Here is a 26,298-nt window from a genome sequence, read left to right as displayed (position 1 = left end):
GAAATAGAAACCACATACGATTTTCGTAAATTAGTAACAACTTAAAGCAAAACGCTAAGCTATGGCGGACCAACACGCACATCCTACGACGAGCAGTTGCTGCTGCGAATCGCACGTGGAAAATCTAACGGATTCGCATAATCCTGAAACGAACCGATGGAAACTCTTCCTGCCGTCGATTATTGCTTTAATATTATTGCTTTCGGCGCTTTCTTACGATCATTTCATCGCAAACAACTGGTTTGAAAACGAAATTTTGTTGGCTTGGTATGTATTGGCTTATGCGATCGTCGGATTTCCTGTTTTAAAGGACGCATGGCGAAGTATTCGCAAAGGAGATGTTTTTTCGGAGTTTTTCTTGATGGGCATTGCAACATTAGGCGCATTTTACATTGGTCAATATCTAGAAGCTGTTGCCGTGATGTTATTTTATTCTGTGGGAGAAGCCTTTCAAAATTTAGCCGTATCACGAGCGAAAACTAACATCCAAACCCTACTCGACCAGCGGCCAGATCAAGTAACCACCTTGGTAAATGGAAAACAAATAATTACCAAAGCGGCGGAGGTAGGAATCGGTACGATTTTGCAACTAAAATCCGGAGAAAAATTAGCACTTGATGGTGAATTGATATCAGAACGCGCCTCTTTTGATACTGCAGCTTTGACAGGAGAAAGTAAACCGAATACCAAGTTTAGGGGACAAGAAGTACTTGCCGGAATGATAAATCTCAACGCACCAAGTCAGGTTCGTGTGGGAAAAGCTTATACAGACAGCAAATTGAGCAAAATATTGGAATTGGTCCAGCACGCTACTACGCAGAAAGCACCGACCGAACTTTTCATCCGAAAGTTTGCCAAAATATACACACCCATTGTGGTGTTTTTGGCGCTTGGCATTTGGTTGCTTCCCTATTTTTTCGTCGACAATTACGTTTTTGAAACTTGGCTGTATCGTGCGTTGGTCTTTTTGGTTCTCTCCTGCCCTTGCGCGTTAGTTATTTCGATCCCACTCGGTTATTTTGGCGGAATCGGCGCTGCTAGTCGCCATGGAATTTTATGTAAAGGAAGCAACTTTTTGGATGTTTTGGCGAATGTCGACCATGTGGTCATGGATAAAACCGGAACTATGACCGAGGGAATTTTTCAGGTGCAGCAGGTAAGCATGCATGATTCCTTTGATAAAACACGGATGTTGGATTTTGTAAACGCACTGGAAAGCTACAGCTCCCATCCTATTGCTTCGGCCATTAAAAACTATGTAGGCGACCAAATAAGTGATATCAAGTTGGATCAGGTAGAAGAAATCGCGGGTCAGGGTTTGCGCGCATTTTTTGAAGGAAAGGAACTTTTGGTTGGTAATTTCAAATTGATGGATCGATTTGAGGTTTCGTACGATATGGATCCGAAATCGCTTGTTTATACAACCATTGCGATTGCATTCGATGGAAAATTTGCAGGTCATATCACAATTGCGGATCGCATTAAACACAGCGCAGCGGATACCATTCGCAAGCTTTCTGCTATGAACATAAAAACCACGATGTTAAGTGGAGACAAATCTTCTGTGGTCGAAGCGGTGGCGAATGATTTGAAAATTGATGCAGCTCATGGCGAACTGCTTCCGGAAGATAAGGTCCGTCATTTTGAAGCCATCAAACGAACCGGAGCAACAGTGGCATTTGTTGGTGATGGCTTAAATGATGCTCCTGTTGTCGCTTTGAGCGACGTTGGCATCGCCATGGGTGGATTGGGAAGTGACGCTACAGTCGAGACCGCCGACGTTATCATTCAGGATGATAATCCTTACAAAATTCCGATTGCTATACAGATCGGTAAAAAAACACGACAGATTGTTTGGCAGAACATCGCGTTAGCTTTCTTCGTAAAAGCAATGGTATTGATTTTGGGTGCCGGCGGATTGGCTTCCATGTGGGAAGCGGTGTTTGCGGACGTTGGCGTGGCTTTGCTTGCTATTTTAAATGCTATACGCATCCAACGTGGAGATTTTCTTTAAAAATTTTATTTATGCATGGGATAAGATTGTTGTCTTGATGCGGTAAAGATATCTAGCGCAAATAGACATATAAGATACTAAACGATAAAACTGGTCGATGAAAAAATCGCTGAAATATTTTTGATAAAAAAAACAGACCAGTCTGTTCATTTTTATTATCTTTGCTTTATGAAAACAGAATCGAAGGTAAGAAGGCGAATCTTAGAAACAACCGGCCAACTGTTTTATCGACAAGGCTATCAGTCGACCGGCATCAATCAGATTATTGCCGAGTCGGGTGTTGCGAAAGCGAGTTTCTACAGTCATTTTCCTACAAAAGAAGATTTGTGTGCAACCTATCTCAAGCTTGAAAGTGACGCTTGGTTTACTATTTTAAAGCGAATAACGCTGGATGAAAAAAACATCGACAATAAACTAGATGCTCTTTTTAATCACTTGATTGAATTTCATGCTGAACACCGTTTCAGAGGCTGCGCATTTTTAAATATTCGCGCCGAAGTTGGCAGCAGCAGTCCAAAGATTGCTCAGGAGATTTTGACTCACAAAACACGGTTACTGAATTTTTTCCACTCATTGATTCCGAATGAAAAAAAAGCAAAACACATTTATGTGTTGTACGAAGCTGCATTAATGGAATGTCAGGTATTTTCGGCGAACTGGCCAGCCGAAGAGGCAAGGGAATTCGCATTAGAAATCATAAAATTGGATCACTAAATACATAAAACTATGAGTAGAGCATTATTAATTGTAGATATACAAAACGATTATTTTTCTGGTGGAAGAATGGAGCTGGTCGAACCTGAAATAGCTGCTTCAAACGCCAATAGGATTGCAGAAGCATTTCGTAAAAAAGGCCTACCTGTGATTTACATGCAGCATATCTCCTTGGAAGAAGATGCAGAATTTTTTCTGCCAAACACCATCGGAATTGAAATCCATCCTTCGGTATCACCGCAAAAAGATGATACTTTGTTCAAAAAGCACTATCCCAATAGTTTTCGGGAAACCAAACTTCGTGAATATTTGGAAGCGAACGGTATTGATCACTTGACAATAACCGGAATGATGACACATATTTGCATCGACACGACGACGCGTGCGGCTGTGGATAGCGGGCTGCACGTTGAACTGATTGCGGACGCTTGTGCTACACGCGATTTAACCTTCGCTGGCAAAACAACACGCGCGGAGGAAGTGCATACTGCTTATTTGGCGGCAATTAATTATGCATTTTGCCCGGTAATTACAACCGACGAATTTTTGAAAGCTTTTAAATAAATCACTTGCCGATTGCTGCGCCTGATATGAAAAGCGTGGCTTTACATTGTAGCCAAGGAAGAATGCCTATTTGAACGCTTCTTCCTTATACCTTTTGGTTTCCGCTTATTCCACCAAAGAATATATCCGGTAATGGGAAGACTAGCACAACCTAAAGAAATAAGGAAAACCAAGATCTTGGTACCCATGCCACCAATGCTTCCGGTATGTAGATCAAAATTTAGCGCAGCCATCAATTCCCCGTTCGACAAACCTTGGTTAGAACGTATTTCATTCATGTTCAAATCGCTCGTCTTCATATAATACCAGCGAAATAATCCACTGCGATCTTCTTGCAAACGAACTTGTACATCCACCAAGGGCGCGTCGATTCCGCGTAATCGTATCGACATCATTCCGGCATTGGGATGCCTTTCGAGTACGTACGCCAACAGGTTATCGATAGGTTGATCGTATCGATTGATAACATTTTGTGCGAGCTCTTGCACCGGCGTTTGGTCTTTTTGAAAAAATGTAATTTGATCGATAAATCGGCTATAAGATTGCTTCCAATTCGGAAAACTGAAGAGCAATCCGGTAATGCACAGCACAAACGCAATTGGAAACGTATAAAATCCCCACACATTATGTAAATCGTAGTTAAAGCGCTTCCATTTGGTCTTACGATTCAACCAAATGCTACGTTTCAAAGTCTTACCTTTCCACTTTTTTGGCCACCAAAGAATCATTCCCGTAAAAAGCAAAAACGTAAATACCAGCGTGCTATACGCTACCACCGCATGTCCGTACGTTTTACCCAGCAACAAATTCATGTGCAATTGAAGCACCAGCTGAAAGAATTCATTTTTGGAATCTTCCACCGCAACGCATTCTCCGGTGTACGGATTTACAAATACGCGTTTATAGTACCGGAAATAATTCCAATGTCCGAACGCTCCCTCATTCGTTTCGCTTGCGCGAAATACCCAGCTACGGCCGTTCGAGGGATAAAGATCTACCCGAGAGATGCGCTCGCCTTTCGGAAGCGCGTCTTGCGCATGTTGAATTAAAATGCTAAGTGGTAAGCGCTCAACCTTCGACGTAGTTTCGACAAAATATTTCTCTGGATATACCAACAACTTCAACTCATCGTGAAACGTGTAAATAGCGCCAGTAAAACTTACTACAAAAATGACTAGACCCGTGAATAAACCTAGCCATTTATGTAGCCAAAGCGATGCTTTCTTGAACATGCTTAAAATCTATACTGTAAGTTTAGCGAGGCTAAAAACCCCTCTCCACGTACATAGTTGGCTGCATTAGCACCATATTGGCTGTATACTGGGAAATAGGTTTTATTTAATAAATTAGAAACTGCCAATCCAACCATCCAATTTTTACTCATTCGGTAAGAACCTTGAAGATTTAGTAAATCGACTGATTTTACCGGACCTTCATTAGCACGATACACGCCAGAACTATTTGGCTCAAAATGATCACGCGTCCCAGTATGCACCCAAGATAATTGGAAAGAAAGTGTCGATGTCGGATCGAAATTCAGATACCCTGTCGCTTTCGGCGGCATTATACGGCTACCGTTTAGGTATGTTTCTGTACCGTCCTCTGCTTCTACCTTTCCTTCAACAAAAGAATACGTTCCGCCGATCGTCCATTGCGAGTTAATGCGCGCATCTAATGCTAGTTCAACGCCCTGTATTCTTTCCGGCGCTCGCTGTGGTACGAAAAAGCCGGCTTCGTTGGCTACCACGCTAACGCCCAACTTCGAAGTGCTGATAAAATAGGCTGCGGAAAGATTGAACATCCTCCAATGACTTGAAAACCCAACTTCATAATTGTTCGTAACAATTGGATCAGTCTGCACGCGTGTAAGATCGCTTTCTGTAGCGTTTCGAACAATCCGACCAAGCTCGTTAATGGTAAAACCTTGAGAGAAGCTGATGAATGGGTTGAATAAATCGTATTTGCTGTAACGAAGTCCAGCATTAAATGTGGTTCCACGATAAGGAATAGTTCCGCCATCCACCGCCACGCTCCCTTCGCCGTCCGGACCAGAAGCAAGGGTATTAAAATCGTTGATCTTGACGGAAGCGTTTTCGTAACGTACCCCGCCTTTGAAGGTTAATTGTTCAATCAAATTAACAGTTAATTGGGCGAATGGTGCGTAATTCATCATATTCATTCGCGGCACGAATACACGTCCATCCGTCAGATCTTGATAGGTGACGTCGTTCAATACATCGAACCCATACGTAACTTCTGAAGGCATATTGCCAATTGCAAATGGCGTATTCAAATCTAAGCGAAAACCTTTTTTATTGGAGTTAATTTGTGTTTGCCCAGGACCGAACCAAGATGGTGTTTGCACGACATAACGATTCATTGACCGGAAGCTATTTAAGAAAATAGATGCGTTTAACGATGATTGAGCAAATAGATTACGATTGCTGTACGTTAGCATCGCATTGTGATTAAACCGAGTTCCGGTTTGGGCGCCCGGATCCACGCCTAATATTCCTATAGTAGGCACTAAGCCGTAGGCTCCCACCTGACTGATGTAGCGTGCATCTTGCAAACTGTTGAAGAAATTATATACTAAAGAAACTTCGGATTCCTCACTGATATCGTATCCGAGTTTCAAAAATCCATTCCGTTGGCGATTGTTAGACAGACCATCCGTTTGCCCTAAAGGTACACCATCACCATCGCGTTGTAGCCCGGTGTAATCCAATACAGCACTTGCCGCATAACTCCACTTATTGCTTCGACCGTATAGGCTTTGTGCAATGCGGTATCCAGAGGTTTCGTCTGCGTTCCATGGCGCGAGCGTTCCGCGCAATGTCGTGGTACCACCAATACGTGGTGCCTGCGGATCATTCTTTTTGGTGATATAATTAATAATACCTCCAGCGGAACCATTACCGTAAATGGACGTTGCGCCTTTGATCACTTCAACGCGTTCCAAAACAGCTGGATCAATAGAACGAATATCACGCGCTCCATTCATGAGCGGGGTAGATTGTGGGATTCCATCGATAAGTATCAACACAGACCGACCCCGCAACGTTTGTCCGGCGTTACTCCCTTTGGCTGTAGAAACACCTAATCCAGGGATAGTATTGCCTAGTACACTCGCCATATTGGTGCTTATTTGGCTTTGCGTTTCTATATCCTTTTGAGTTAAAACAGATATGGATGATGGAACATTGGCAATACTTTCAGGCTTTCTGCCAGCCGTAACAACCACCTCTTCCATACGCTGCCCCTCTTGCAATACGAACCGTATGTCGTCGGCCAATGTGTCTACCCGGACAGAACGAACTTGATCGTTATAGCCAGAACGGCTTAACCGAATTTGAAATTGACTTTTAGTAGGTTTCGACAAATACAGAAGCCCTTCAGCATCAGTTCTACCTTGCGGTCGTGCATCTAACCAGACTTGTACGTCGGCTATTGGTAGAGATTTAACATCTTTGACTTGAATCGTCAAGTTTTGAGCGAATACAAAAAGAACTTGAACACAGAAACATGACAGGAGCGCCATGCGTTTCCAAAAAATATTGGTCGACGACATTTTTATTTAGACTTGTTTTAAATAGTTGCCAAACATACGAAAAACAAGCTAAATCGAAAACTTACAAATACATTTTTTATTAAAATAACTACATACCTGTCACGGCATACAAAACGCGTTAGGTAGCTTCTGAAGATCATATTGCAATAGAAACGAATTGTGATCATCGATCATATTCCACCGTTCAACGCACTAAGATCGTATACAGATTTGTCTAGGTCATGCAACTAAAGGGAGATTAATTAGCTCAATAGCACGCTTAAAACTTACTGCTCACTGATATCATCGCATTCCTAGGTGAACCAACAAAACCGCGCGTATAATCGAAGCCTCCTAAATAAAAATACTTATCAAACACATTGTTTACATTAACCGCTATTCTTAGTTTACCGATGTGATAGTAAACTGCTGTATTTAGCACGGTGTACTTTGGCCATTGATCCCATATATTTTCTCCTAAATCTGTGATGCTGGAAGCATTATCCATCCGGCGTTTATCGACGTAATTAATCCCCATCCCCAGCCCAAAGCCTTTTAATTTATTCTGCAAGAAAGCATACTTTGCCCAAATTCCAGCCGTATTTCGGGGAGCGTTAGGCAATGGTTGCCCCATTTCACCCGGTAGGGTCGACGAAAGAACGTTGGTGTGATTGAAGCTATAATTGGCGGTCAATTGGAATGCTTCACTCAACTGTCCTCGCAAATCGATCTCTATTCCTCGAGAAATGACACGACCTGACTGGCGGTAGATCGGAAATCCAGTGTCTGATATTGCTCCAGTTGCCAAAAGCATATTATTTCGTGCGATCTGATACAACGATAATTCGGTTTGTAGTTGATTGTTCAAAAAAGCGGTTTTCATTCCTGTTTCCAATTGGTAGCTATCCTCAGAAACGAAAGGTTGACTTGCGCCATAATCCTTAAAATTATAAATGAAATCTGCACCGACGGGAATGTAGCCTTTCGAGTAGCTCGCGAAATAATTAACTGATGGGTTAAGGGTAAAAGTCAATCCAAATCGAGGAAGCCACACATGTTGGGCAGTTTGGAAAGTAGCAAGTAGATCCGCGCTACTCGACCTAAAATATTCGTGTCGCAATCCGACAATCATTTTTAGGCGTTTAAAGATTGAAATCTGATTTTGTATATAAAAACCGGTACTACGATACGGGTTTAGAAATGGAAATTCAGCTTGCTGCCTCCATACATAGGTAGAAGGATCAATAACGGGTTGCTCGCTTGCATTCAAATCTAATGTCAGCGGAATTTCTTGATCCCCGATTCGGCGCGATCTGGCTTCGCGGAGTATATTATCTGGATCGCCCGCATATTTTGCGTAGTCAACTCCAAGTATAAATTGATATTTATACGACTCTCTATTCCATTTATACCGAAAGTAGCCGACGAAATTATCGGTATAATCAGTAGCCTTCTTGGATTGAAAACGCATGTTCATCAAGGTGTTTTCCGGAGCATTAGCGAACGTATTCAACGTACGAAATTCATTTAGTTCTTCCTTGTATATCGACTTCATATAATTGGCGTGAAACGATAAAGTAGGACTGATTTCTTGGATTAATCGTGTTGATAGGGTAAGAAAACTAGTTCGAAGAAAATCAGTTGGTTGATTAACGTTGAATGAACGTGACTGTCCGTAAAAATTGTTGTTTCGAATTCCTAAACCTCGATCTAAAAAGCCATCGAAGCGATCGTATGTGAGGTCGACATCCAAAACGGTGGATTCTGTAGGTCTAAACGTAAATGAAGGCGCTATAAGCAAATTCGTTCTTTGATTTTTGTCTCGAAAAGTACGAGTATCCTCATATGCCAGATTGAGTCTGTACAGTACATTATGGGTAGAATCTATTGCACCGCCTACATCTAAACTCGACCGAAAAGTCTGAAAGCTTCCGATCGAAAATTGTATAGATCCATGCTTGTCTGCCAATGGTTTTTTGGTTACTAAGTTTACGGTGCCTCCGGGAGCAATATCGCCAAATAAAGATGCGCCCGACCCTTTCAGTACCTCGATACTTTCAAGGTTTGCTGTCAGCGGAGTCCGCCAAAAGCTGGTTCCATACCCATAACCAGATCGCATACCATTTACTAACCGAAAGCCGCTAGTATATCCGCTATTGAATCCACGAATCGTGAGATCGTCATAAGCAGAAGCTTGATTTACACCTGCGAGATCTTGTACCATATCGGTAAGCATAAAAGCCTGACGATCCTCCATCAATTCTTTGCTAACGAGTGCTACAGACTGCGGCAAATCCTTTACTGATCCAGAAAGTTTATTGCCCAATTGGGCGTAGTCATTCAAGTACGAATTATTTCTTCGACCTGTTACAGAAATTTCTTCGACCGCTACTTCCGATGGGAAAAGCTGGATATTCAACGTGCTATCTGAACTCAGCCGCTTAGCGTCCACGTAAATAACTTTACTATCGTAACCTATGCGTTCGAAACGAACATGTTGCGGAAATGTAACCGATTCGGTAAACGCGTACATTCCGTCCTTATCGCTTTGAGTGCGCGCCACATTAACGATAACTATATCGACACCGGCGATAGGTTTTCCTTTTGGATCTGTGATATGACCTCGGAGTATTTCCAAATGCTGCGCATGTGCTTTGACAAGAAAAAAACAGAGGACCAGCACCAAGAATAATCTTGTTTTGTAAAGGATCATTATAAAGTTAGAGCTTCCGCTGCATGTGAATGGTATCAAATCCGGAGTGCTCGCGTTCAGCTACGGTCTCAAACCCCATTTTTAGCCAAAAATCATAAGCGCCGGTTAAAAACGGATGGGTATGTAAATACAAGGTGTGGATCTTTTGATGGCGCGCGTAAGAAATAAGTTTGTCGACCATGTTTGCGGCTAAGCCTCTGCGTCGATGTGAAGGATCAATATACAAGCGTACGACTTCCGCCACGCAACCCGCTGAAAAACTCAAAAAAGAAAAGCGATGGTCATAAGCGACCAAACCCAATACACCTATCAAACGATCAGCGTGATCTCTAGCTTCTAGAAAAAAGCCGATTTCCTGATCAATATACGTGGCTTCAAACTTTGCCAAATCCTTCGGTAGTCGTTCATGATCTAGCATAGGAAAGAGTTCCTTTCTCGCTCCCATCACGTAATTAACCACCTCATTCGCAGTAGTTAAATACACTTGTCTAATATGAAAATCTGCCATACGCTAGGGTTGAATTTTGGGAACGATCAAAATTTTTCCTCCGTGCATAATTGTTTCCAACTCCACTTGATATGCTTCCTCCAATAACTGATGAATGCGGTATGTCCCTAAATCCGATAAATCATGCAAGCGACGTTGCTGCATCAAGAAAAACCGATCGCCATACAAGAATGCAAGATTAGGATCGTGCATGATACAAATGACACTGATGCCCTGTTTGGCTAGCTTACGTAAATTCTCCAACACCTTAACCTGATAGTGTAAATCGAGGTGATTGGTCGGCTCGTCCAGCAGAAGCACATCAGGTTGTTGTACCAGGACACGACACAACAGCACCAATTGCCGTTCTCCGCCAGATAGCTTCGTGTACGGCTTGTCTTTGTGCTTCCAAAGATCAAAGCTAATTAACACATCCTCGACCTTTTGGTGATCTTCCGATCTTGGTGCAAATCGTGTAAAAGATGCTCTTCCCGTCATTACGACATCGTACACCGAAAACGGGAATGTGGTCTGATGAAATTGCGTCATAAAACCGACTTTGGGTAGCTTCGTTCGAGAAATCCGACTCGATTTGTCTTGAAAACCGCCTATCAAAACTTCACCATCATAATCTTTCTTGATATTAGCGAGGATTTCAAATAAGGTAGATTTACCACTTCCATTCCTACCAAGAATGATGGACACCTTTCCCTGCTTGAATGAAGCATCAAGTTTATCAAGCACACTATTTTTTCCGTATCGGAAAGAGAGCGATTTTATCTGAATAACATCCATATTAACCGTTCCAATTGATCGCGTTTTTCCGCATCAGATAAATAAATAACGGCGTTCCCAACATCATCGTAAATACGCCAATAGGAATTTCGAAAGGCAATAAGGCTCTAGAGAAGTTATCGATTAAAAGCAAAAAAATGCCACCTATCAATATATTTGCCCATACACCAATTCCGTTGCTTGGACCAAATAACATCCTACTGATATGAGGCACAATTAATCCAAAAAGACTAATCATTCCTACTGCAGCTACCGCAGATGCAGTAATCATCGTTGCTGCTCCTATCATGATCAGTTTGATCATTTTCGGATTCACGCCTACCGCCAAAGATTCTTGTTCGCCAAGCGAAAGCAAATCCAACTTCCAACGGAAAGCAATAATGATAACGATACCAATCAAAATAGGGAAAAAAGCAAGGCGGAGTTTACTCCAAGAAGCGGTATGTAAATTCCCCATGGTCCACTGCACAATGGACTGCAACTTATAGGGATCGCTTAGATACTGTAGCACTGTAAGGAAGGCTGTAAATACGCCTGATATAATCATGCCGCCCAAAACCATAGTAACTAAGGACCCTCGCGCACCGCTGTACGAGACCATATAGGTTATGATCACGGCAATCACGCCAAATATGAACGCAGAAAGATTGAGCGGAATCAATGAGATCAGCATAGAAAGTGCGGCTCCAAACGCCGCCCCAGACGAAATACCTAAGGAAAATGGATCTACAATAGGATTACGAAAAACTGCCTGCAAAACTCCACCAGCAACGGCAAGCGCTGCGCCCACCGTGAAGGTTAAAAGAATGCGGGGCAACCTAACCTGCCATAAAATCGTTTCCATATTAGCATCTAGTGCGATTGTTTCCACACCAGCCCACGATGCAACAGCTGCATACACATAATATAGCAACTCCGTTACACCAACAAATCCCGTACTTCCAAGAGCAAGGGATAAAAACAGTATCACTAGGGATACTAAAACCAGCCACGTCAATTTCCACATTACAGATTTCTTATTCTAATTTCATATTCTCACCATACAGAAACTGGAGCATTTCCTGCAAATCCCTTTGGAAAGCTTCCTTTCCGTAATTTGGGTAGCACCAGTGTTTCAATTGCTTTGCAAAAAGCAGGAATTTGACCGTATGTGGATCGAAGTAAAACGTAGGTTGCATCACAAAAACTTGCTTATTCACGACTGCCGGTAGCGATTTTAGTTCCTGAAGGCTATACACGTCTTCCACATCCGAGTTCCAAAGAACAATTAAGTCGGGGTTCCATTTGTAGATGGATTCCGCACTTATATTCGGCGCTTCCATAGCTAAGGGGCAGGCGTTTGCTGCTCCCGAAACTTCCACAGAAAGATCAACCAAAGATCCTCGTCCGGATGTCGAAAACACCCGACCTTTCGACCATGCATAATATACTTTCTTTTTTACCTTGTGCTGATTTACTTGCATAGCTTTAACGCCAGTTTCCACACGCTGCACAATTTCTTCTGCCCGTTCTTTTCGATCAATTAAACTAGCCACACCTATCAATTCCTTATAGATACAGGATTTATCGCGACTGGACACGGCAAACACCGGTATGCCCAACCCTTCCAATTGCTCAATAGTTTCTCGATCATGTTCGTAAACAATAGCCAGATCCGCGTTTAATCCAACTATTGTTTCCGTATGGCTCGATCGCCCGCCAAACGTCGGTGTTGCGATAGCACGTTGTGCAATACGCTTATCCAATTGCGACAAAGACCGAAAAGTACTGGCGTTCTGGTAAATTTGTTGGGGAATGCCTACTAACTTATCGCTCGCTTGCAGCATAAACATCGCATCCACAAATGGCTCAAACAAGACGACCACACGATCAGCATATTTATCTAAACCAACCGACTTTCCTCTTGCATCTATTGCGTGGATAGTGGAACTTTCTTTTCGGTGTTCCGAAGTGTACTGGCAACCCATGCAAACGATCAGCACGAAGCACCCGATCCATACTTTTGAGTTTTCTAACCAATAATTCGAGCGGTACGCCATACTAAAAATTAAAACTGATGCAAGGCTTTGACAGGTATCAACTTAGCTTGTTCAAGCGAAATCAAACCTTTAAATTTCGAAGAAAGTGCCTCATACAATCGTGCATCGTACGCCACAGCAAAAGCATTATCGTCCACGGAAAATACCGGCAAATGCCGATTTCCAACGTCGAAGCAAAAACAACCTATTACCACTGCATCATGCGTTCTTAGCACCATACATACACACGGACGAATAACTATCCGTACGAATAGCTCTTGGTTTTGATACACAATCTGTCCATCTTGCAAATACTTTGCGAAACGACGCGAAAGTTGCGTCGGCGTATCTGCGGATGTGTTCCGCTTTATCAACGATCTGCCTGCTTCAAACCATTCTATAGCAATATGCTCTTCCCGAAGATTGGAAGGCACAGATTGGTAATTATGATCTGTGAGCTCAAGCATAAACGTTAGTCGGCAAGCTCCAGTGCAGATTTTTTTGCTTGAACTTTTTCTGTCAACCAATTACACCACTCATCCATCCCCTCGCCTTTCAAGCTACTCATCGTAATTACATCCAAATTAGGATTAACCTCGCGAGCATCTTTCGTAACAGCATCTACCGAAAATGGCACGTGGGGCAATAAATCGGCTTTCGAAACAACCATTAATTCGCTTGTAAGAAACATCCGCGGATATTTTTTCGGTTTATCATCGCCTTCGGTGGCGGCTAACAACGTGACCCGATAATCCTCCCCTAAATCAAATGCTGCCGGACATACGAGATTACCTACATTTTCAATAAATAGTAAATCGACTTGATCCAGATTAATATGATCCAATGCCTGTAATATCATCTGTGCCTCTATATGACACATTCCACCCGTCACAATCTGCAACGCATTAATGCCGACCTCCCGCATACGAACCGCATCGCGTTCCGTTTCCGGGTCACCTACCAAAACAGCGATATTCAAATCTTTACCTAAACGCTTTCCTGTTTCTTGCATTAAGGTTGTTTTCCCGCTTCCCGGCGATGAACAGATGTTAATGACACATACATCCTTCAATCGTTGACGAATGGATTTTGCCACGAAATCATTCGCCTTCAACAAGTTTAGCGATGTGTTCTCGCATTGCACGGAACCTACCGGCATCTGATTACTTTTTGGATTTATTGTATTACTCATGATTGTTCTTTTTAAAAATAACTTGACTTATTCTCAATTCTTCCCCTTGTATTACCTGATCGGATGGTTTGCCGCAGGTACAGACAAACCGATGAAAAACGACTTCAAAGGCTTTCTGGCAATGATTGCAAAAAGCATGGATCGGCAATACTTTGACTTCTAACTCTACGTGGGCGAAGCCTGGTTCATCAATTACATATGCTTCGAAAGCATTTTGGATTAATATGGGTTGAATATTACTAAGCAATCCCGCCTCCAATTGAATTTTAACGATCGAAGAATAACGTGATGGATATTCTTGCTGCAACGTTTCAAATATTTCCTGTACTATTCCCGTTTCATGCATACCTACTTGCGTTCGTTTTATGCAGCACTTTGTTGTTTTTTCTTTTTTTGAGATGCAGAAGCATTCGCCTTGCTAGCTTTCGCAGTGTTCGGCTTTTTTACCCTATCTTCTTTCGGATTTAACGGGATAGGATCGAATAATTGCTTGTGCATCGTAAATTCCCAACACATCTGTCCCAGCATCGTTAGGAAGCTGTAAAGTAACTCTCCATCATGCCCAAGAGCTCGCAGTAGTATGGTTTGTTCTCCACAATCTGTGAAACCAAATGTGATATCCTCATACTCACCGCTCAAAATTTCATCGAGTTCCGCTTTCATACCCTCTGCATAAGGACCAGAATAAATGAAGGTTGCTTGATGTGTGTATCCTTCAAAAAACAACAACTCGGATACCGGTTGATCAACGGTTCGTAGCACCTGATTGTCCGTAAAAATAAGTTGCCCGTTTCTATACAATGTGGTCTTTGTATGCAGTTTGTTGAACAAGAATGACTCGTTCATGTATATCCGACCTGAACTGAGAATATCGCCCCAAATTAAGGTGGAAGATTCGTTCATTTGAATCGTATTTTGCGCTTTGAAGATCGAATCTTTAAATGGAGTGACTGGGTGTGGTATATAATGGAGAATACTGTTTTCTTCCAGCTGCACATTCGTATCCTGGAAAGCACCGTTCTTCATCGGGTGCAACTTATTGAAAGACTGCGTAAACAGCTTCATCTGAGCTTGCTCTTTCACGTGGACATTGATCGTTAGGTGATCGCCATCCATAATACCCGGCGAGGCGCTCATAATAATCATCTCTAAATGCTTCTGTGCTCGCGGAGCTCCATAGTGGGTAAGTTTGTAGGGCGCATTATGAAAGCTCTCTTTCAGTACGCTGTAATTTTCCTCCCGCTCGACATTAATATTGATCCTGCTCTCCATAACACGGTCTTAGTTTTCTAATAAGGCATTTTTTCGGATCCAGCTTTTTACATCTTCCAAACCTTCTAAAGTCATGAGGTTGGTAAAAATAAAGGGGCGATCACCTCGCATGCGTTTTGTATCGCTTTCCATTACCGACAAATCGGCGTTTACGTAAGGTGCTAAGTCAATTTTGTTGATTAATAACAGATCTGACCGCGTAATGCCGGGGCCGCCTTTACGTGGTATTTTTTCTCCTTCAGCTACATCAATGACGAAAATGGTCACATCCGCCAAATCTGGACTAAATGTTGCGGTCAGGTTATCGCCACCACTTTCTACAAAAACAATTTCGGTATCCGGAAAACGCGCTACCAATTCTTCTACGGCTTCAATATTCATCGAAGCATCTTCCCGGATTGCAGTATGCGGACAACCGCCCGTTTCTACACCAGCAATACGTTCGGCTGGCAGTGTCGAGTTCTTTTGCAAAAATTGCGCATCTTCGCGCGTATATATATCATTGGTAACGACACAAATGCTGTATTCCTCAGCCATTTGTCGAGTTAATCTTTCTATTAATGCCGTTTTACCAGACCCCACGGGACCTGCCACGCCAATCTTTACATATTTTCTTTCCATCTGATTCTCTTTGTTGTATATTATGAAATATAAATTCGTGTATAGAGCTTCTCATGCTGCATACAACGCACGTCCTGTGCGACGCAACAATTGCCCAACATGTCCTCGTCCATATTATTTTGTTGCTCGACAAGTTCGTTGATGAGTCCTTGCAGGCTGAACAATATCTGCTGTCCATCCATTTGACTGATCGGAACAAGCTTAGCACAATTCGTAACCATCCCGTTCAAGGTGTTGTAATAAAATGCGCTCAGCGCATCACTATAAGTGATCTCCTGCGCTTGCGCGTACATCGCAAAAGCAATCGGGTAGTGTCCGCCAGCTTCTCCCTTTTGGATGGCTTCCAGATAAATTTTACAGCGCCTGGGCGCACCAAACTTATCAACCACCTTCAAAAAACGAATTCCTAACTTCTTGCTCGCTTGTCGTATTTCGTACGGAGATTTATAGGAACTAACTAGACGATCTAATGCGAGTAATTTTGCTTTGGAGAATTTGCTTTCGCACAATTGCCAGGCCTTCGCGAAAAATGCTGCGTCATTGTAAAATACATTGTGCCGAAGCATATTTGCAGCATACGTTTTAGCTGTAGCGCTGTCGTGCACAATTCCTTTGTGTATATACGTTTCCAATCCATAGGAATGCGTGAAACTTCCTATCGGAAATACCGAATCGTTAATTTGAAGCAGTGTCAATAAAGGATTCATGGATGTTCTTTGCTAGGGTTACTTTAAATTTTGTATTGCGAGTCCATTGGTGGATTCTTAACGTTTGTGTTTGTTCTAGTACAGCGATTTCTCGATCGATAGAATAGCCTTGTTTTTCAAATAAGTGATACAACGGTTCTTCGAACGCGACCATTAACTCCGACTCGGAACGAATAGCAATAGGAATATGGCGATTGCCAATATCGAAGCATATTTTCGCCATTTCCAATTGCGTATTTGGCCGAATAATTAGGCATAGACAAGGTAGAACGCGAACGACGACGCAAAATTTTGTATCGTGAAAAAGCACATCGCCGTTCTTCAGCGACGTGCCTTTACTGTTTTTAAAACCAATATCACGTCCGCCAGTTGTTTGGCGGCGTAATCGTCCGCTGTCCACCTCAAACCAGTCCAGTGCGAGATAATCCTTTTCTAGCGCATCAAAAGCTGCCGAATTACTTTGTATATTGCCTAATATGTCGGTAGCCAAAATCATATTAAAATAAGAAGTAGCGTTGTGCCATCGGAAGTTCAGCCAAAGGCTCGCATTTCGCCAAAACGCCGTCTACTGTCACATCATATGTTTCGGGATCGACAACAATGTTTGGCGTTGCATCATTATGCACCATATCCTTCTTCATTACGGTACGACATCCCTCCACCGGCAAGCTTTTTCTCGCCAATCCTAACGAATCGATGGTACCGTTTTCAATGGATATCTTCGACACGAAGTTGTAACAGATATTCGTCATTGCTTTACCGAAATTGCCAAACATTTGTCGGTAAATAATAGGTTGGGGCGTAGGGATTGAAGCATTCGCATCACCCATTTTCGAACCCAAAATCATCCCACCTTTGATGATCATTTCCGGTTTTACACCAAACATTTCGGGTTTCCAAAGAATAAGATCGGCATGTTTGCCTGGCTCGATAGATCCAACATATTGATCTATACCATGTGCTTTCGCAGGATTGATAGTAAATTTCGATACGTAACGTTTTACGCGGAAGTTGTCATTTCCTGTACCATTATCTTGTTCCAAAGGCCCTCTTTGCACTTTCATTTTGTGTGCAGTTTGGAATGTACGAGAAATTACCTCGCCCACTCGTCCCATTGCCTGACTATCGGAACTCATGATGGAGAATACCCCCATATCTTGCAGTATATCTTCAGCAGCAATAGTTTGTGGGCGAATGCGAGAATCCGCAAAGGCGACATCTTCCTTCACGCTTTTGTCTAGATGATGACAAACCATCAACATATCTAAATGCTCTTCCGCAGTGTTTACCGTAAATGGTTTTGTCGGATTTGTGGATGCGGGAAGGATATTTGGATACATCGAAATTTTAATGATATCTGGTGCGTGACCGCCACCAGCACCCTCCGTATGGAACGTATGGATTACGCGACCGTCGATCGCTGCCACGGTATCTTCCAAGAATCCCGCCTCGTTTAGCGTATCGGTATGGATAGCCACTTGCACATCATACTTATCAGCAACCTTTAAGGCAGCGTCAATCGTCGAAGGCGTTGCGCCCCAATCTTCATGAATCTTTACACCGAGCGCTCCGGCCTCTATTTGCTCTTCGATAGGGCGTGTGGTAGAAACATTCCCCTTTCCGAAAAACCCAACGTTGATTGGCAAGTTCTCAAATGCCTCCAACATTTTATGAATAAACCATTTACCAGATGTAACCGTCGTGGCATTTGTACCATCAGCGGGTCCTGTCCCTCCCCCAATAAACGTAGTTACACCACTATACAATGCCGTTTCTACTTGTGTCGGACTGATAAAGTGAATGTGCGTATCAATACCTCCGGCAGTCAGGATCATTCCCGCTCCGCCGTGTACTTCGGTAGACGGACCAATGATCATACCTGGAGTAACTCCATCTTGAACATCCGGATTTCCGGCCTTACCTACACCAACGATCTTCCCATCTTTAATACCGACGTCTCCTTTAACAATACCCCAATGATCTATGATGATGACATTGTTGATGCAAAAGTCGAGGACATCCTCATCGCGCAATGCACGAGCTGATTGTCCCATACCATCGCGAATGGTTTTACCGCCTCCAAATTTGTTCTCCTCACCATAGACGGCGAAGTCCTTTTCGATTTCGATCATCAATTCCGTATCTGCCAACCGTACGCGATCGCCAGTCGTAGGTCCAAATAGGGAAGCATATTTATCGCGTGGTATATACAGCTCGCCATCTTCGTAACGGATGGAGGATTTATCTAATCCTAGCTTTTCTAAACCTAGCGCATTCAACTTCGTCGTAGCTACGCTGGCTGATGCCAATCCTACGATCTTGATCCAGTCTCTTCTATTCCATTCACCCATAATACACGTTTCTTTTAGTGTTATTGTGTTGATTTATAGTTCTGTTTCTTCATTTTAGACAAAGCTGCCTTCTTCACTTTCTCGTCAGTGTACTTCCCATTGGTTAAGCCATTAAAGCCATGGATCTCCCTAGAACCACCAAGTTCGACAAGGATAACATCCTTTTTCTCTCCTGGCTCAAAACGGATTGCCGTACTGGCCGGAATGTTTAGGCGCATTCCAAACGCTTCTTCGCGCTCAAATTCTAACGCTTTATTTACTTCAAAAAAATGATAATGCGAACCCACCTGTATTGGTCGATCTCCCGTATTCGCTACTGAAATAGTTGCAGTACGATATCCTGCATTCGCTTTGATATCGTCCGCTTTTAAAAAATATTCTCCAGGTACCATATATGTATCTTTTTAGATTAACGAATTGGATTATGTACGGTAACGAGCTTCGTTCCATCGGGAAATGTCACTTCGATTTGTACATCATGTATCATTTCCGGAACGCCCTCCATTACTTGCCTACGTTTAAGGAGTTTAGTGCCCCACTCCATCAATTCGGCCACTGTTTTTCCGTCGCGCGCTTTCTCCATCAGCTCAGCGCTGATGTATGCAATACTTTCCGGATAGTTCAGTTTCACGCCACGTTTGAGACGCTTTGCGGCAAGTTCGCCGGCGAGATGCAACATCAGCTTCTCGGTTTCTCTTGGTGTTAAATGCATATAAGTATGATTATTAGATAAGACCTTTCATTATTTAATACGCCTAGTAAACCGGAATGGTAAACAATCCGCCCACGGCAAGGCGGCTGAATTGCACGGGTTCAATGTTCAGGCTTTTATGATAAGAAACACGGTTACCGATGTAGCCCAAATAGAATCGTAAATCTTGCTTCGCCAATGGCTTATGTTGTATAGCTGCGAAATAGGTATAATTCGTTCTAAAATCGTTACCGAACGTTTCATCGTTACGACTTCCAGCTGTTTCTACCGCGCCCTTTAATGCCAATTCCCATTTATCAACTAAGAATTGATCGTATCGCAAAACGGCAGATTTGTAAACGACATTTTTTGCAAGTTGTCGTGCTGCACCGGTCATTGCATAAAAATCGTTGATCGCTCGCGAAGCAATAAGAGCATGATCGACACCTAGATGTGAGTACTGTAAATCGAGGTAGACCATTTGTCGATTCCCGATGTATTTATTTGCCAATGAAACTGCCTGTGTTGGCTTTCCTTCTGCAAACTGTGCTAAATTGTAAGACCATTTGGTGCGGAAGCGTTCATCGGCAAACGATCCAACCCAAGTCAAATACCCACCTATCGGAGCTTTGGCTCGTGTCAAATCTCCTGCAGCAAATCCATTAGTAAGAAGATGTGTGTCGAAAGAATTATTGACGGTATTATACATTTGCAGGTGAAAGCTATGCCGATCGTTCAGATCGTAAGATAGTTTAGCACCCACTACAAACAGATTCAAAATACGATCTACATAATCGGTAAACAGGAATTCGTAAATCGGGTTATTTTCAAACTCGTACGAACCGACCATCGCACTTTGCTTTCCCAAAGTAATGGACCAATCGCGTTTTTTTCCAAACGCATATTTTAAGGATGCGAAATCTAATGCTTGCGATGAGTTGTCTAATCCGGAGTGCGAAAAGGATCTATTCAATCGAAACCGAATATTGTAGCTCAGTCGATCATTGTATTCGCCATGAAATAAGACACGAGCTTCTTCCAAATTAAATCTAGAAAGCGCATCTTCACTTCCTATATTATCTGCGTCGAATGCCGACCGCATCAAAAAATCAAACTTGAATAAACGGGCTCTATCGCCCTCTCGTTCTGCTATCGTGTCTACTTGGTTGCTTCCAATACTAGGTATAATGGGTTCGCGACCATCCTGCGCATAGGATTGCATCAAAACACTTCCGAGAAGAACGCCAATAAAAAATCGTTTCATAGGTATATAGGAGATTGCCCTACAGCAATAATACCTCACACACCTTAGAGCCACCTAAGAGCTACATTAAAACAATCTTAGAGTGCGTTATATTTGGGCAATATAACACTCACATGCGTCCCCTCTCCTTCTACCGAATGTATAAAAAGGTCCCCATCATGAAGATCAATGATGTTTTTGGACAATAAAAGACCTAAGCCTGTACCTTGAATATTTCGAACGTTGCTTGCGCGGTAGAAAGAATCGTAAACGAAATCTTTCTCTTTCGACGGAATACCGACACCTTGATCTCGAATATCCACCACGATATCTTTTCCCTGACTTTTGATAGAAAGAACAACGTCCGCATTTTCGCCATATTTGCACGCATTCGATACAATATTACTTAGTGCGATAAACAGCAAGTTCTCATTGCCAAAAACCTCAAGCAGTTCGCTGCTTTCCGGCGAATCATCCATATCCAAAAAAATCGACGGATGTCCACTTGCTTTACTTTCTGAACTAAGCACTCGGAACAATACTTCGTCTAAACGTACGTTTGTATAATTCTTCTTGCTATCGTCCAATCCCGATCTGGCAATCATCAGCAGATTATTGATCATGGTAATAATCTGATCGGTTTCGTGAATAATACGATGCAATGATTGCGAAGCATCTTGATTCAAATTGCCCACTTGCAACGTCAACTCTGCTTCGCCACGTATAATAGTCAAAGGCGTGCGAAAAGAATGCGAAGCGTTTGCAATGAAACTTTTTTGAGATCTGACCGAGACTTCCAGTCGTTCGATCATTTTGTTGAAGCTGTCAATTAATACAGATATTTCATCCTTCGCTTCATTCGGATTCGCTAAACGTAGATGTAGGTTGGCTATGCTTATTTTGTTAATTTCTCGATTGATGCTCGCAATCGGTTTAATGATATGCCGCGCAAACAAGTAGGAAATTAGTGCAATGATAAGCATGCAAACTCCAGCAGCATGTAACAATGTACGATCAAGATCCACCTGCTCACTTAAGCCGTAGTCGTCCCTTCCCGAGGAGATAATCACTAAATCTTTCTCGTGCTCCGGATCTGCAAAATGCAAAGCGAGGTAGGCGGTATCGCCATGCATAAATTGGCTGCGCCCATCTGCAATGGCTTTTTTATAAAAATCCGTCGGTAGTGGAAGATTAGGCTTTACTAATACATCTGGATGTCCTTTATCCACCCTTAAAATATAATCTTTCCCGGCTGAAAGCTGCCGAAGATAGGTGCGCATAATCTCATAATAAATCTCATTGATATGCTCCGCCTCTTCAATCGTGTGCTTACCTACAATTTGAGCATTTTCTTCTAATCGATGGAAAAACTTTGTTTGCAAACTATCTCTCGTAAAATAAGAGATGTAAATAGCGAATCCGGTAATTAAAGCCAGACATATTAAGTTGAATAATACGATGATTTTAGTTTGCAGTCTCATCAGGATCCTTTAGTACATAACCCATCCCGACCATAGTATGTAGCAATTTCTTTTCATACCCTTTGTCGACCTTATTGCGCAGGTAGTTGACATACACGTCCACCACATTGGTACTTAAGTTGAACTCCATACTCCACACATTCTCCAAGATATCCATACGAGATACCACGCGTTTTGCATTTCGGATGAGGTACTCTAAGAGGCGGAACTCTGTGGCAGTTAGTGCTATTTGGTTGTTAGCTCGTTTGGCAGTCTTACTATCCAGATCCAACGTTAGGTCAGCGAAAACAAGTAGATTAGATTTCAATACTTCGGGCGCTTGGTTTCGCTTCCTAGAAAAGCGACTTACCCGAGCCTTTAACTCCTCCATATTGAATGGCTTCGTAAGATAATCGTCGGCATCATTCTCAAATCCGTCAACGATATCTTCCGGCTGATCTAATGCAGATAAGATTAGTATTGGGACTTGATCGTTAGCTTTCCGAATATTCCGACAAACTTTCAATCCATCCATGCCGGGCAACATTACGTCCAAAATAATGAGATCGTAGGCATTGGCCAATGCCATCTCCAAACCGGAAGGGCCGTTCAATGCTACAGATATATTGATATCCAACTCCGCTAAACCTCTGCGGATCAGCGAAACAACGGCTGTATCATCTTCTACCAATAGAATTTCCATCATAACCTCTAACTATGCGGTCGGCGAATTCTTCCCGCAATGTATTTAGGAATTGAATCCAAAGATATCAATTTATTGGGAACAGATCGATGTTGTACATCAATCAGGATATGGAAGTAGCTCGACTAAATAGCTCTACTTCTCAAAAATCGATTAACGTTATCCACAGCCTCCTTCGCGGAATTTGTTGTTTGATGTAACTCAACGGATTTTACTCCGGATTCTTTTAACCAGTCTTGCCAGAAGATTTGTAAAATATCCCAATCTGTTGGATGAACGGTTGCGCCGCCTTTTTGATCTTTGGAACGATCAAACATTTCCATCACGATTACATTCAAATTTTTAAGTAAAGGATTATCAACCGGGATAATTCCATATCCTTCTTGTTTAAAAAATGCCTTCATATCTTTCGAACCAGATTGCTTGAAGGCTTTTCGGAAATTGTCGATTGTTTTTGAATCGAGGTAATAACATTTGTTTCCTTCGCAATGTGCTTTCGAGTTTAAGCCCGCTTCGATATAACCGTCCGTAAATAACACCAAAACATTGCATTTGATATCACGATTTAACCGATTTTCTATTGGATTTGGACGTTCGACAACCGATGTATCCACCACATCGATTTTGATTCCGTCATTAAAATAGGACCAAATATCAGCTCGTGCATTTTTGCTGGCATATGCATCATTTAACGTACTGAACGACTTCACAAATTCACTTTTGTCTTTAGGATATTTATTATTGATATATGCGATTCTGTCAGCTTGATTTCTATCAAACTGTGCAAAATTCAACTCTGTTACATCAACGCCTTTTTGTCCGATGGTCTGTTGATTAATAAATCCAATACGCAATACATCCAACTGTCCAGTTTTACGCATATCCTCTTTTCCTAACCTTAAACTGTATCTAACGATGGTTGGATAAAAAGCTTCCGTAATACGGCTCGTAATTTCTGCATCGGAGACAGGACGCTTGTATAAAGTCGGATTTATTCGGTTCGACAAATCCGGCGCTATAGTAATATTATAATGCGCTATATCATTTATACTGACCTTATCACTGGAATTTTCTATTGCAATATCATCGTTTGATGATTGATGATCGGTAGAATTACAACCAGCAATCAAAGCAGAAATAGCAACAGTTAATGATGTGATTTTTAAAATGATAAATCGATTATGAAACACGGTGATCTAATTTTTGGGTAATAATTTTATTGTTTTGCCAATCGTCGACGCTGTTCGTTGCAGCTTGCGACATTTCCGTTGCTTTTGCGATAGAATATTCGCGGTGTAGAAAATCGTTCCAACCTTCTAAAAAGATATTAATACGATCTTTTAATGCATTCAAAGAGATTGGAAAACTATCGTTCTCGATATGGCTAATATATATATCGGTGGTTTGCTGTGTATGTTGATTCTTTTGGCTTAGTACCAACATCAACTCTTCTTTCGCTCGAGATAAAGAAATCGGCGTTTCTTCAATCTCCGCCTGCAACAATTGGTTTTCCGCGCGAAGTAAGATATTTTTTTGTTCCAATACGCCAGAATCATCTGCAAGTTGGCGAATGTTTTCTTGACATTTTTGTTGACCGCTTTCGTGTTGACGAATTAATTCTCTACTTTTCAACGCCGCGTGATCTGGATTTCTATCTTCAAAATAGCCAATAAATTTTCCGTAGACAAATTTAAACAGAAATAAACCCAGTGCTCCCAAGATTAATACCAAATAGAAATTGGTATCAAAAAATATTTTGGAGAAATGCCACTTTTCTAAAATATCACCGCGTAGTTCCATGACCCGATGCACAACGGAAGCGACTTGGTAAGCAATCACGCCATCTACGAGAATAATTGCTACCCAAGTAAGCTTGTCTTCCTTTTTACTAAAATTTGCAATTCGACTTAATACGGACAAAGCCAATGGAACCAACACGAAGGTGCTTACAAATAGAAAAGCAACGAAACCTTTGTCCCAAGCTGACGATAACGCTTGTGGATTAAAAACTTCCGGCAATTGAACATAACCAATTTCCATATTGCTTTCCGCATCCGAAGCACTATAAATCATGATGTACGCAGCTGACGAATAGAAAATAAACAGGTACGAAAGCAGTAACATTCCAAAACTTGCCAACGGAATTAACTCGAACCAACGATGTCTCGGCTGTATAAAAGCAAGTTGCTGTTCTTTGATATCCGCATCCAACTTTGCAATTTGATCTTGTTCAGATTGCGCTTTGCGATTATGCTGGTTGATGCTTTCCACATTTATGGCAATAGCGGAATCGTTGTTTACGATGGAAGATGCAGCTTGCTGTTTCTTTAACTCCGCCTCAGCTGCTTGCTGATTGATTTTTAAATCCGTCTGCTCCTTATCCGCTTCCATCGCCTTCAATTTCTGCTCCTCGACTTTGCTCAATAGGCGACGCTTTTTATCTTCCATTACATCGATATCGTTAATAAACATCGAATAGACCGTATCCAAAGCTTGCGGTAATATCTGATGATCGCCATTATTAGATTTCGCACGGTCAAAACCTTGCTGACGAAGAAGGCTGCGATCAAAACCTGCAACTTCCGCAGCAATCATGGAATCCAAAACTCCGGAGAAAGGATCGCTTTGAGAACTAACCATTTGGTTATTTACACCATCCTGCGAAGCATTTACATCAGCGAAAAGATGCTGTTGGCTTTGTTGCTTAGCCACTTCCTTAAGCTCGTTAAATGTTTCAATAAGTTTCTTGACCGTTGAGTCATGATTGGTTAGGATAACACTTTCGCTATTATTCTGTCGAGCATTATATGTCCAATTGTAGCTCCCGTGAAGGGCAGTCGTTTTGTCAACAACGCAAAACTTATGGTGCATCATTCCGGATCCGGAATTGCTTACGCGATAGATAGAAACTAAGCTTGTTGGTAATACATCAAACGGAAGGCGCGTGTTATCGTGGTTATTTGCCAAGATAATTTCAATCTTGATACCTTCGTCAGCACAATTTTTAACAGCGTCGAACAAATCTTCATCTGTAAACCAAGCGGCAGCTATTAATATCTCCGTTTTGGCAGATTTCAATAGTTCAATAATTGCTTCGTGGATAGCTTGATTATCATCGATAGCACGCTGGTTCAATACAGGCGCTTGGTCATCCGGCTTGGACGATGAGAATAGTGTTTTAAAATTCATCTGTTTTGATTTTC

The 26,298-nt window shown here is 42.1% G+C and carries 25 protein-coding genes; 3 read left to right on the top strand and 22 right to left on the bottom strand.

The features are described from left to right. Positions 1-61 precede the first annotated feature (61 nt). From ACFSQ3_RS07045 to ACFSQ3_RS07035, 3 genes are all read left to right on the top strand, one after another. Positions 62-2,014 carry a heavy metal translocating P-type ATPase gene (locus tag ACFSQ3_RS07045; RefSeq protein WP_380868814.1) on the top strand — a complete coding sequence of 651 codons (1,953 nt, stop codon included), beginning with the start codon at positions 62-64 and terminating at the stop codon, positions 2,012-2,014. Between the two features lie 168 nt (positions 2,015-2,182). Continuing rightward, positions 2,183-2,728, top strand: a complete 546-nt coding sequence (locus ACFSQ3_RS07040; protein WP_380868812.1) for a TetR/AcrR family transcriptional regulator — start codon at positions 2,183-2,185, stop codon at positions 2,726-2,728. Positions 2,729-2,740: 12 nt separating this feature from the next. Next, on the top strand, positions 2,741-3,292 hold the full coding sequence (locus ACFSQ3_RS07035) for a cysteine hydrolase family protein (RefSeq protein WP_380868810.1): 552 nt from the start codon (positions 2,741-2,743) through the stop codon (positions 3,290-3,292). Positions 3,293-3,333: 41 nt separating this feature from the next. Here ACFSQ3_RS07035 and ACFSQ3_RS07030 read toward each other — a convergent pair whose 3' ends face one another. The 22 genes from ACFSQ3_RS07030 to ACFSQ3_RS06925 form a co-directional block, all read right to left on the bottom strand. Continuing rightward, positions 3,334-4,524, bottom strand: coding sequence for a PepSY-associated TM helix domain-containing protein (locus tag ACFSQ3_RS07030; RefSeq protein ID WP_380868808.1), 1,191 nt, complete (start codon positions 4,522-4,524; stop codon positions 3,334-3,336). Positions 4,525-4,526: 2 nt separating this feature from the next. Further along, positions 4,527-6,833 carry a TonB-dependent receptor gene (locus ACFSQ3_RS07025; RefSeq protein ID WP_380868807.1) on the bottom strand — a complete coding sequence of 769 codons (2,307 nt, stop codon included), beginning with the start codon at positions 6,831-6,833 and terminating at the stop codon, positions 4,527-4,529. Between the two features lie 289 nt (positions 6,834-7,122). Next, positions 7,123-9,480, bottom strand: coding sequence for a TonB-dependent siderophore receptor (locus ACFSQ3_RS07020; RefSeq protein WP_380868805.1), 2,358 nt, complete (start codon positions 9,478-9,480; stop codon positions 7,123-7,125). 82 nt (positions 9,481-9,562) lie between these two features. Then, positions 9,563-10,063, bottom strand: a complete 501-nt coding sequence (locus ACFSQ3_RS07015; RefSeq protein ID WP_380868803.1) for a GNAT family N-acetyltransferase — start codon at positions 10,061-10,063, stop codon at positions 9,563-9,565. A gap of 3 nt (positions 10,064-10,066) precedes the next feature. After that, positions 10,067-10,786, bottom strand: coding sequence for an ABC transporter ATP-binding protein (locus tag ACFSQ3_RS07010; RefSeq protein WP_380868801.1), 720 nt, complete (start codon positions 10,784-10,786; stop codon positions 10,067-10,069). A gap of 52 nt (positions 10,787-10,838) precedes the next feature. Beyond that, positions 10,839-11,843: a FecCD family ABC transporter permease gene (locus ACFSQ3_RS07005; RefSeq protein ID WP_380868800.1), complete on the bottom strand. Its 1,005-nt coding sequence runs from the start codon at positions 11,841-11,843 to the stop codon at positions 10,839-10,841. Between the two features lie 10 nt (positions 11,844-11,853). Further along, complete coding sequence (locus ACFSQ3_RS07000) at positions 11,854-12,876, bottom strand: ABC transporter substrate-binding protein (RefSeq protein ID WP_380868798.1); 1,023 nt, start codon at positions 12,874-12,876, stop codon at positions 11,854-11,856. Positions 12,877-12,884: 8 nt separating this feature from the next. Beyond that, positions 12,885-13,322, bottom strand: coding sequence for an urease accessory protein UreE (locus tag ACFSQ3_RS06995; RefSeq protein ID WP_380868796.1), 438 nt, complete (start codon positions 13,320-13,322; stop codon positions 12,885-12,887). Positions 13,323-13,327: 5 nt separating this feature from the next. Beyond that, a complete protein-coding gene (gene hypB / locus ACFSQ3_RS06990) occupies positions 13,328-14,047 on the bottom strand; it encodes a hydrogenase nickel incorporation protein HypB (protein ID WP_380868795.1) in 720 nt (239 codons plus the stop codon). Then, complete coding sequence (locus tag ACFSQ3_RS06985) at positions 14,040-14,393, bottom strand: hydrogenase maturation nickel metallochaperone HypA/HybF (protein WP_380868793.1); 354 nt, start codon at positions 14,391-14,393, stop codon at positions 14,040-14,042. The genes hypB and ACFSQ3_RS06985 overlap by 8 nt, the downstream gene beginning before the upstream one ends. Before the next feature lie 17 nt (positions 14,394-14,410). Next, positions 14,411-15,319 (bottom strand): urease accessory protein UreD, encoded by a 909-nt coding sequence (locus ACFSQ3_RS06980; protein WP_380868792.1) that lies wholly within the window; start codon positions 15,317-15,319, stop codon positions 14,411-14,413. A 9-nt stretch (positions 15,320-15,328) separates the two neighbouring features. Beyond that, positions 15,329-15,940 (bottom strand): urease accessory protein UreG, encoded by a 612-nt coding sequence (gene ureG / locus ACFSQ3_RS06975; protein ID WP_380868790.1) that lies wholly within the window; start codon positions 15,938-15,940, stop codon positions 15,329-15,331. A gap of 20 nt (positions 15,941-15,960) precedes the next feature. Then, positions 15,961-16,647, bottom strand: a complete 687-nt coding sequence (locus ACFSQ3_RS06970) for an urease accessory protein UreF (protein ID WP_380868788.1) — start codon at positions 16,645-16,647, stop codon at positions 15,961-15,963. After that, positions 16,616-17,143: an urease accessory protein UreE gene (locus ACFSQ3_RS06965; protein WP_380868787.1), complete on the bottom strand. Its 528-nt coding sequence runs from the start codon at positions 17,141-17,143 to the stop codon at positions 16,616-16,618. Before ACFSQ3_RS06965 ends, ACFSQ3_RS06970 begins: the two co-directional genes overlap by 32 nt. Position 17,144: 1 nt before the next feature. Then, positions 17,145-18,998 (bottom strand): urease subunit alpha, encoded by a 1,854-nt coding sequence (ureC, locus tag ACFSQ3_RS06960; protein ID WP_380868785.1) that lies wholly within the window; start codon positions 18,996-18,998, stop codon positions 17,145-17,147. A 20-nt stretch (positions 18,999-19,018) separates the two neighbouring features. Beyond that, positions 19,019-19,390 (bottom strand): urease subunit beta, encoded by a 372-nt coding sequence (locus ACFSQ3_RS06955; RefSeq protein ID WP_449329218.1) that lies wholly within the window; start codon positions 19,388-19,390, stop codon positions 19,019-19,021. 17 nt (positions 19,391-19,407) lie between these two features. Further along, positions 19,408-19,710 carry an urease subunit gamma gene (gene ureA / locus ACFSQ3_RS06950; protein ID WP_380868783.1) on the bottom strand — a complete coding sequence of 101 codons (303 nt, stop codon included), beginning with the start codon at positions 19,708-19,710 and terminating at the stop codon, positions 19,408-19,410. 43 nt (positions 19,711-19,753) lie between these two features. Beyond that, positions 19,754-20,953 (bottom strand): porin, encoded by a 1,200-nt coding sequence (locus ACFSQ3_RS06945; protein ID WP_380868781.1) that lies wholly within the window; start codon positions 20,951-20,953, stop codon positions 19,754-19,756. A gap of 77 nt (positions 20,954-21,030) precedes the next feature. Beyond that, a complete protein-coding gene (locus ACFSQ3_RS06940; protein WP_380868780.1) occupies positions 21,031-22,413 on the bottom strand; it encodes a HAMP domain-containing sensor histidine kinase in 1,383 nt (460 codons plus the stop codon). Next, complete coding sequence (locus tag ACFSQ3_RS06935) at positions 22,397-23,098, bottom strand: response regulator transcription factor (RefSeq protein WP_380868778.1); 702 nt, start codon at positions 23,096-23,098, stop codon at positions 22,397-22,399. Before ACFSQ3_RS06935 ends, ACFSQ3_RS06940 begins: the two co-directional genes overlap by 17 nt. Before the next feature lie 122 nt (positions 23,099-23,220). Beyond that, a complete protein-coding gene (locus ACFSQ3_RS06930) occupies positions 23,221-24,285 on the bottom strand; it encodes a hypothetical protein (RefSeq protein WP_380868776.1) in 1,065 nt (354 codons plus the stop codon). Then, positions 24,275-26,284 (bottom strand): phospholipase D-like domain-containing protein, encoded by a 2,010-nt coding sequence (locus ACFSQ3_RS06925; RefSeq protein WP_380868775.1) that lies wholly within the window; start codon positions 26,282-26,284, stop codon positions 24,275-24,277. The genes ACFSQ3_RS06930 and ACFSQ3_RS06925 overlap by 11 nt, the downstream gene beginning before the upstream one ends. Between the last annotated feature and the right edge of the window lie 14 nt (positions 26,285-26,298).

The sequence above is a fragment of the Sphingobacterium corticis genome (assembly GCF_042684745.1).
In the GTDB taxonomy this organism is placed as follows: domain Bacteria; phylum Bacteroidota; class Bacteroidia; order Sphingobacteriales; family Sphingobacteriaceae; genus Sphingobacterium; species Sphingobacterium corticis.
Note: the sequence above shows the minus strand (reverse complement) of the source record. Positions and strands in the feature narration are given on the sequence as shown.

Bases quoted from the DNA above. Each gene is read 5' to 3' on its own strand.
- ACFSQ3_RS07045 (WP_380868814.1), top strand. From the start codon at position 62: ATGGCGGACCAACACGCACATCCTACGACGAGCAGTTGCTGCTGCGAA.
- ACFSQ3_RS07040 (WP_380868812.1), top strand. From the start codon at position 2,183: ATGAAAACAGAATCGAAGGTAAGAAGGCGAATCTTAGAAACAACCGGC.
- ACFSQ3_RS07035 (WP_380868810.1), top strand. From the start codon at position 2,741: ATGAGTAGAGCATTATTAATTGTAGATATACAAAACGATTATTTTTCT.
- ACFSQ3_RS07030 (WP_380868808.1), bottom strand. From the start codon at position 4,524: ATGTTCAAGAAAGCATCGCTTTGGCTACATAAATGGCTAGGTTTATTC.
- ACFSQ3_RS07025 (WP_380868807.1), bottom strand. From the start codon at position 6,833: ATGGCGCTCCTGTCATGTTTCTGTGTTCAAGTTCTTTTTGTATTCGCT.
- ACFSQ3_RS07015 (WP_380868803.1), bottom strand. From the start codon at position 10,063: ATGGCAGATTTTCATATTAGACAAGTGTATTTAACTACTGCGAATGAG.
- ACFSQ3_RS07005 (WP_380868800.1), bottom strand. From the start codon at position 11,843: ATGTGGAAATTGACGTGGCTGGTTTTAGTATCCCTAGTGATACTGTTT.
- ACFSQ3_RS07000 (WP_380868798.1), bottom strand. From the start codon at position 12,876: ATGGCGTACCGCTCGAATTATTGGTTAGAAAACTCAAAAGTATGGATC.
- ACFSQ3_RS06995 (WP_380868796.1), bottom strand. From the start codon at position 13,322: ATGCTTGAGCTCACAGATCATAATTACCAATCTGTGCCTTCCAATCTT.
- hypB (WP_380868795.1), bottom strand. From the start codon at position 14,047: ATGAGTAATACAATAAATCCAAAAAGTAATCAGATGCCGGTAGGTTCC.
- ACFSQ3_RS06985 (WP_380868793.1), bottom strand. From the start codon at position 14,393: ATGCATGAAACGGGAATAGTACAGGAAATATTTGAAACGTTGCAGCAA.
- ACFSQ3_RS06980 (WP_380868792.1), bottom strand. From the start codon at position 15,319: ATGGAGAGCAGGATCAATATTAATGTCGAGCGGGAGGAAAATTACAGC.
- ureG (WP_380868790.1), bottom strand. From the start codon at position 15,940: ATGGAAAGAAAATATGTAAAGATTGGCGTGGCAGGTCCCGTGGGGTCT.
- ACFSQ3_RS06970 (WP_380868788.1), bottom strand. From the start codon at position 16,647: ATGAATCCTTTATTGACACTGCTTCAAATTAACGATTCGGTATTTCCG.
- ACFSQ3_RS06965 (WP_380868787.1), bottom strand. From the start codon at position 17,143: ATGATTTTGGCTACCGACATATTAGGCAATATACAAAGTAATTCGGCA.
- ureC (WP_380868785.1), bottom strand. From the start codon at position 18,998: ATGGGTGAATGGAATAGAAGAGACTGGATCAAGATCGTAGGATTGGCA.
- ACFSQ3_RS06955 (WP_449329218.1), bottom strand. From the start codon at position 19,390: ATGGTACCTGGAGAATATTTTTTAAAAGCGGACGATATCAAAGCGAAT.
- ureA (WP_380868783.1), bottom strand. From the start codon at position 19,710: ATGCATTTAACACCAAGAGAAACCGAGAAGCTGATGTTGCATCTCGCC.
- ACFSQ3_RS06945 (WP_380868781.1), bottom strand. From the start codon at position 20,953: ATGAAACGATTTTTTATTGGCGTTCTTCTCGGAAGTGTTTTGATGCAA.
- ACFSQ3_RS06940 (WP_380868780.1), bottom strand. From the start codon at position 22,413: ATGAGACTGCAAACTAAAATCATCGTATTATTCAACTTAATATGTCTG.
- ACFSQ3_RS06935 (WP_380868778.1), bottom strand. From the start codon at position 23,098: ATGATGGAAATTCTATTGGTAGAAGATGATACAGCCGTTGTTTCGCTG.
- ACFSQ3_RS06925 (WP_380868775.1), bottom strand. From the start codon at position 26,284: ATGAATTTTAAAACACTATTCTCATCGTCCAAGCCGGATGACCAAGCG.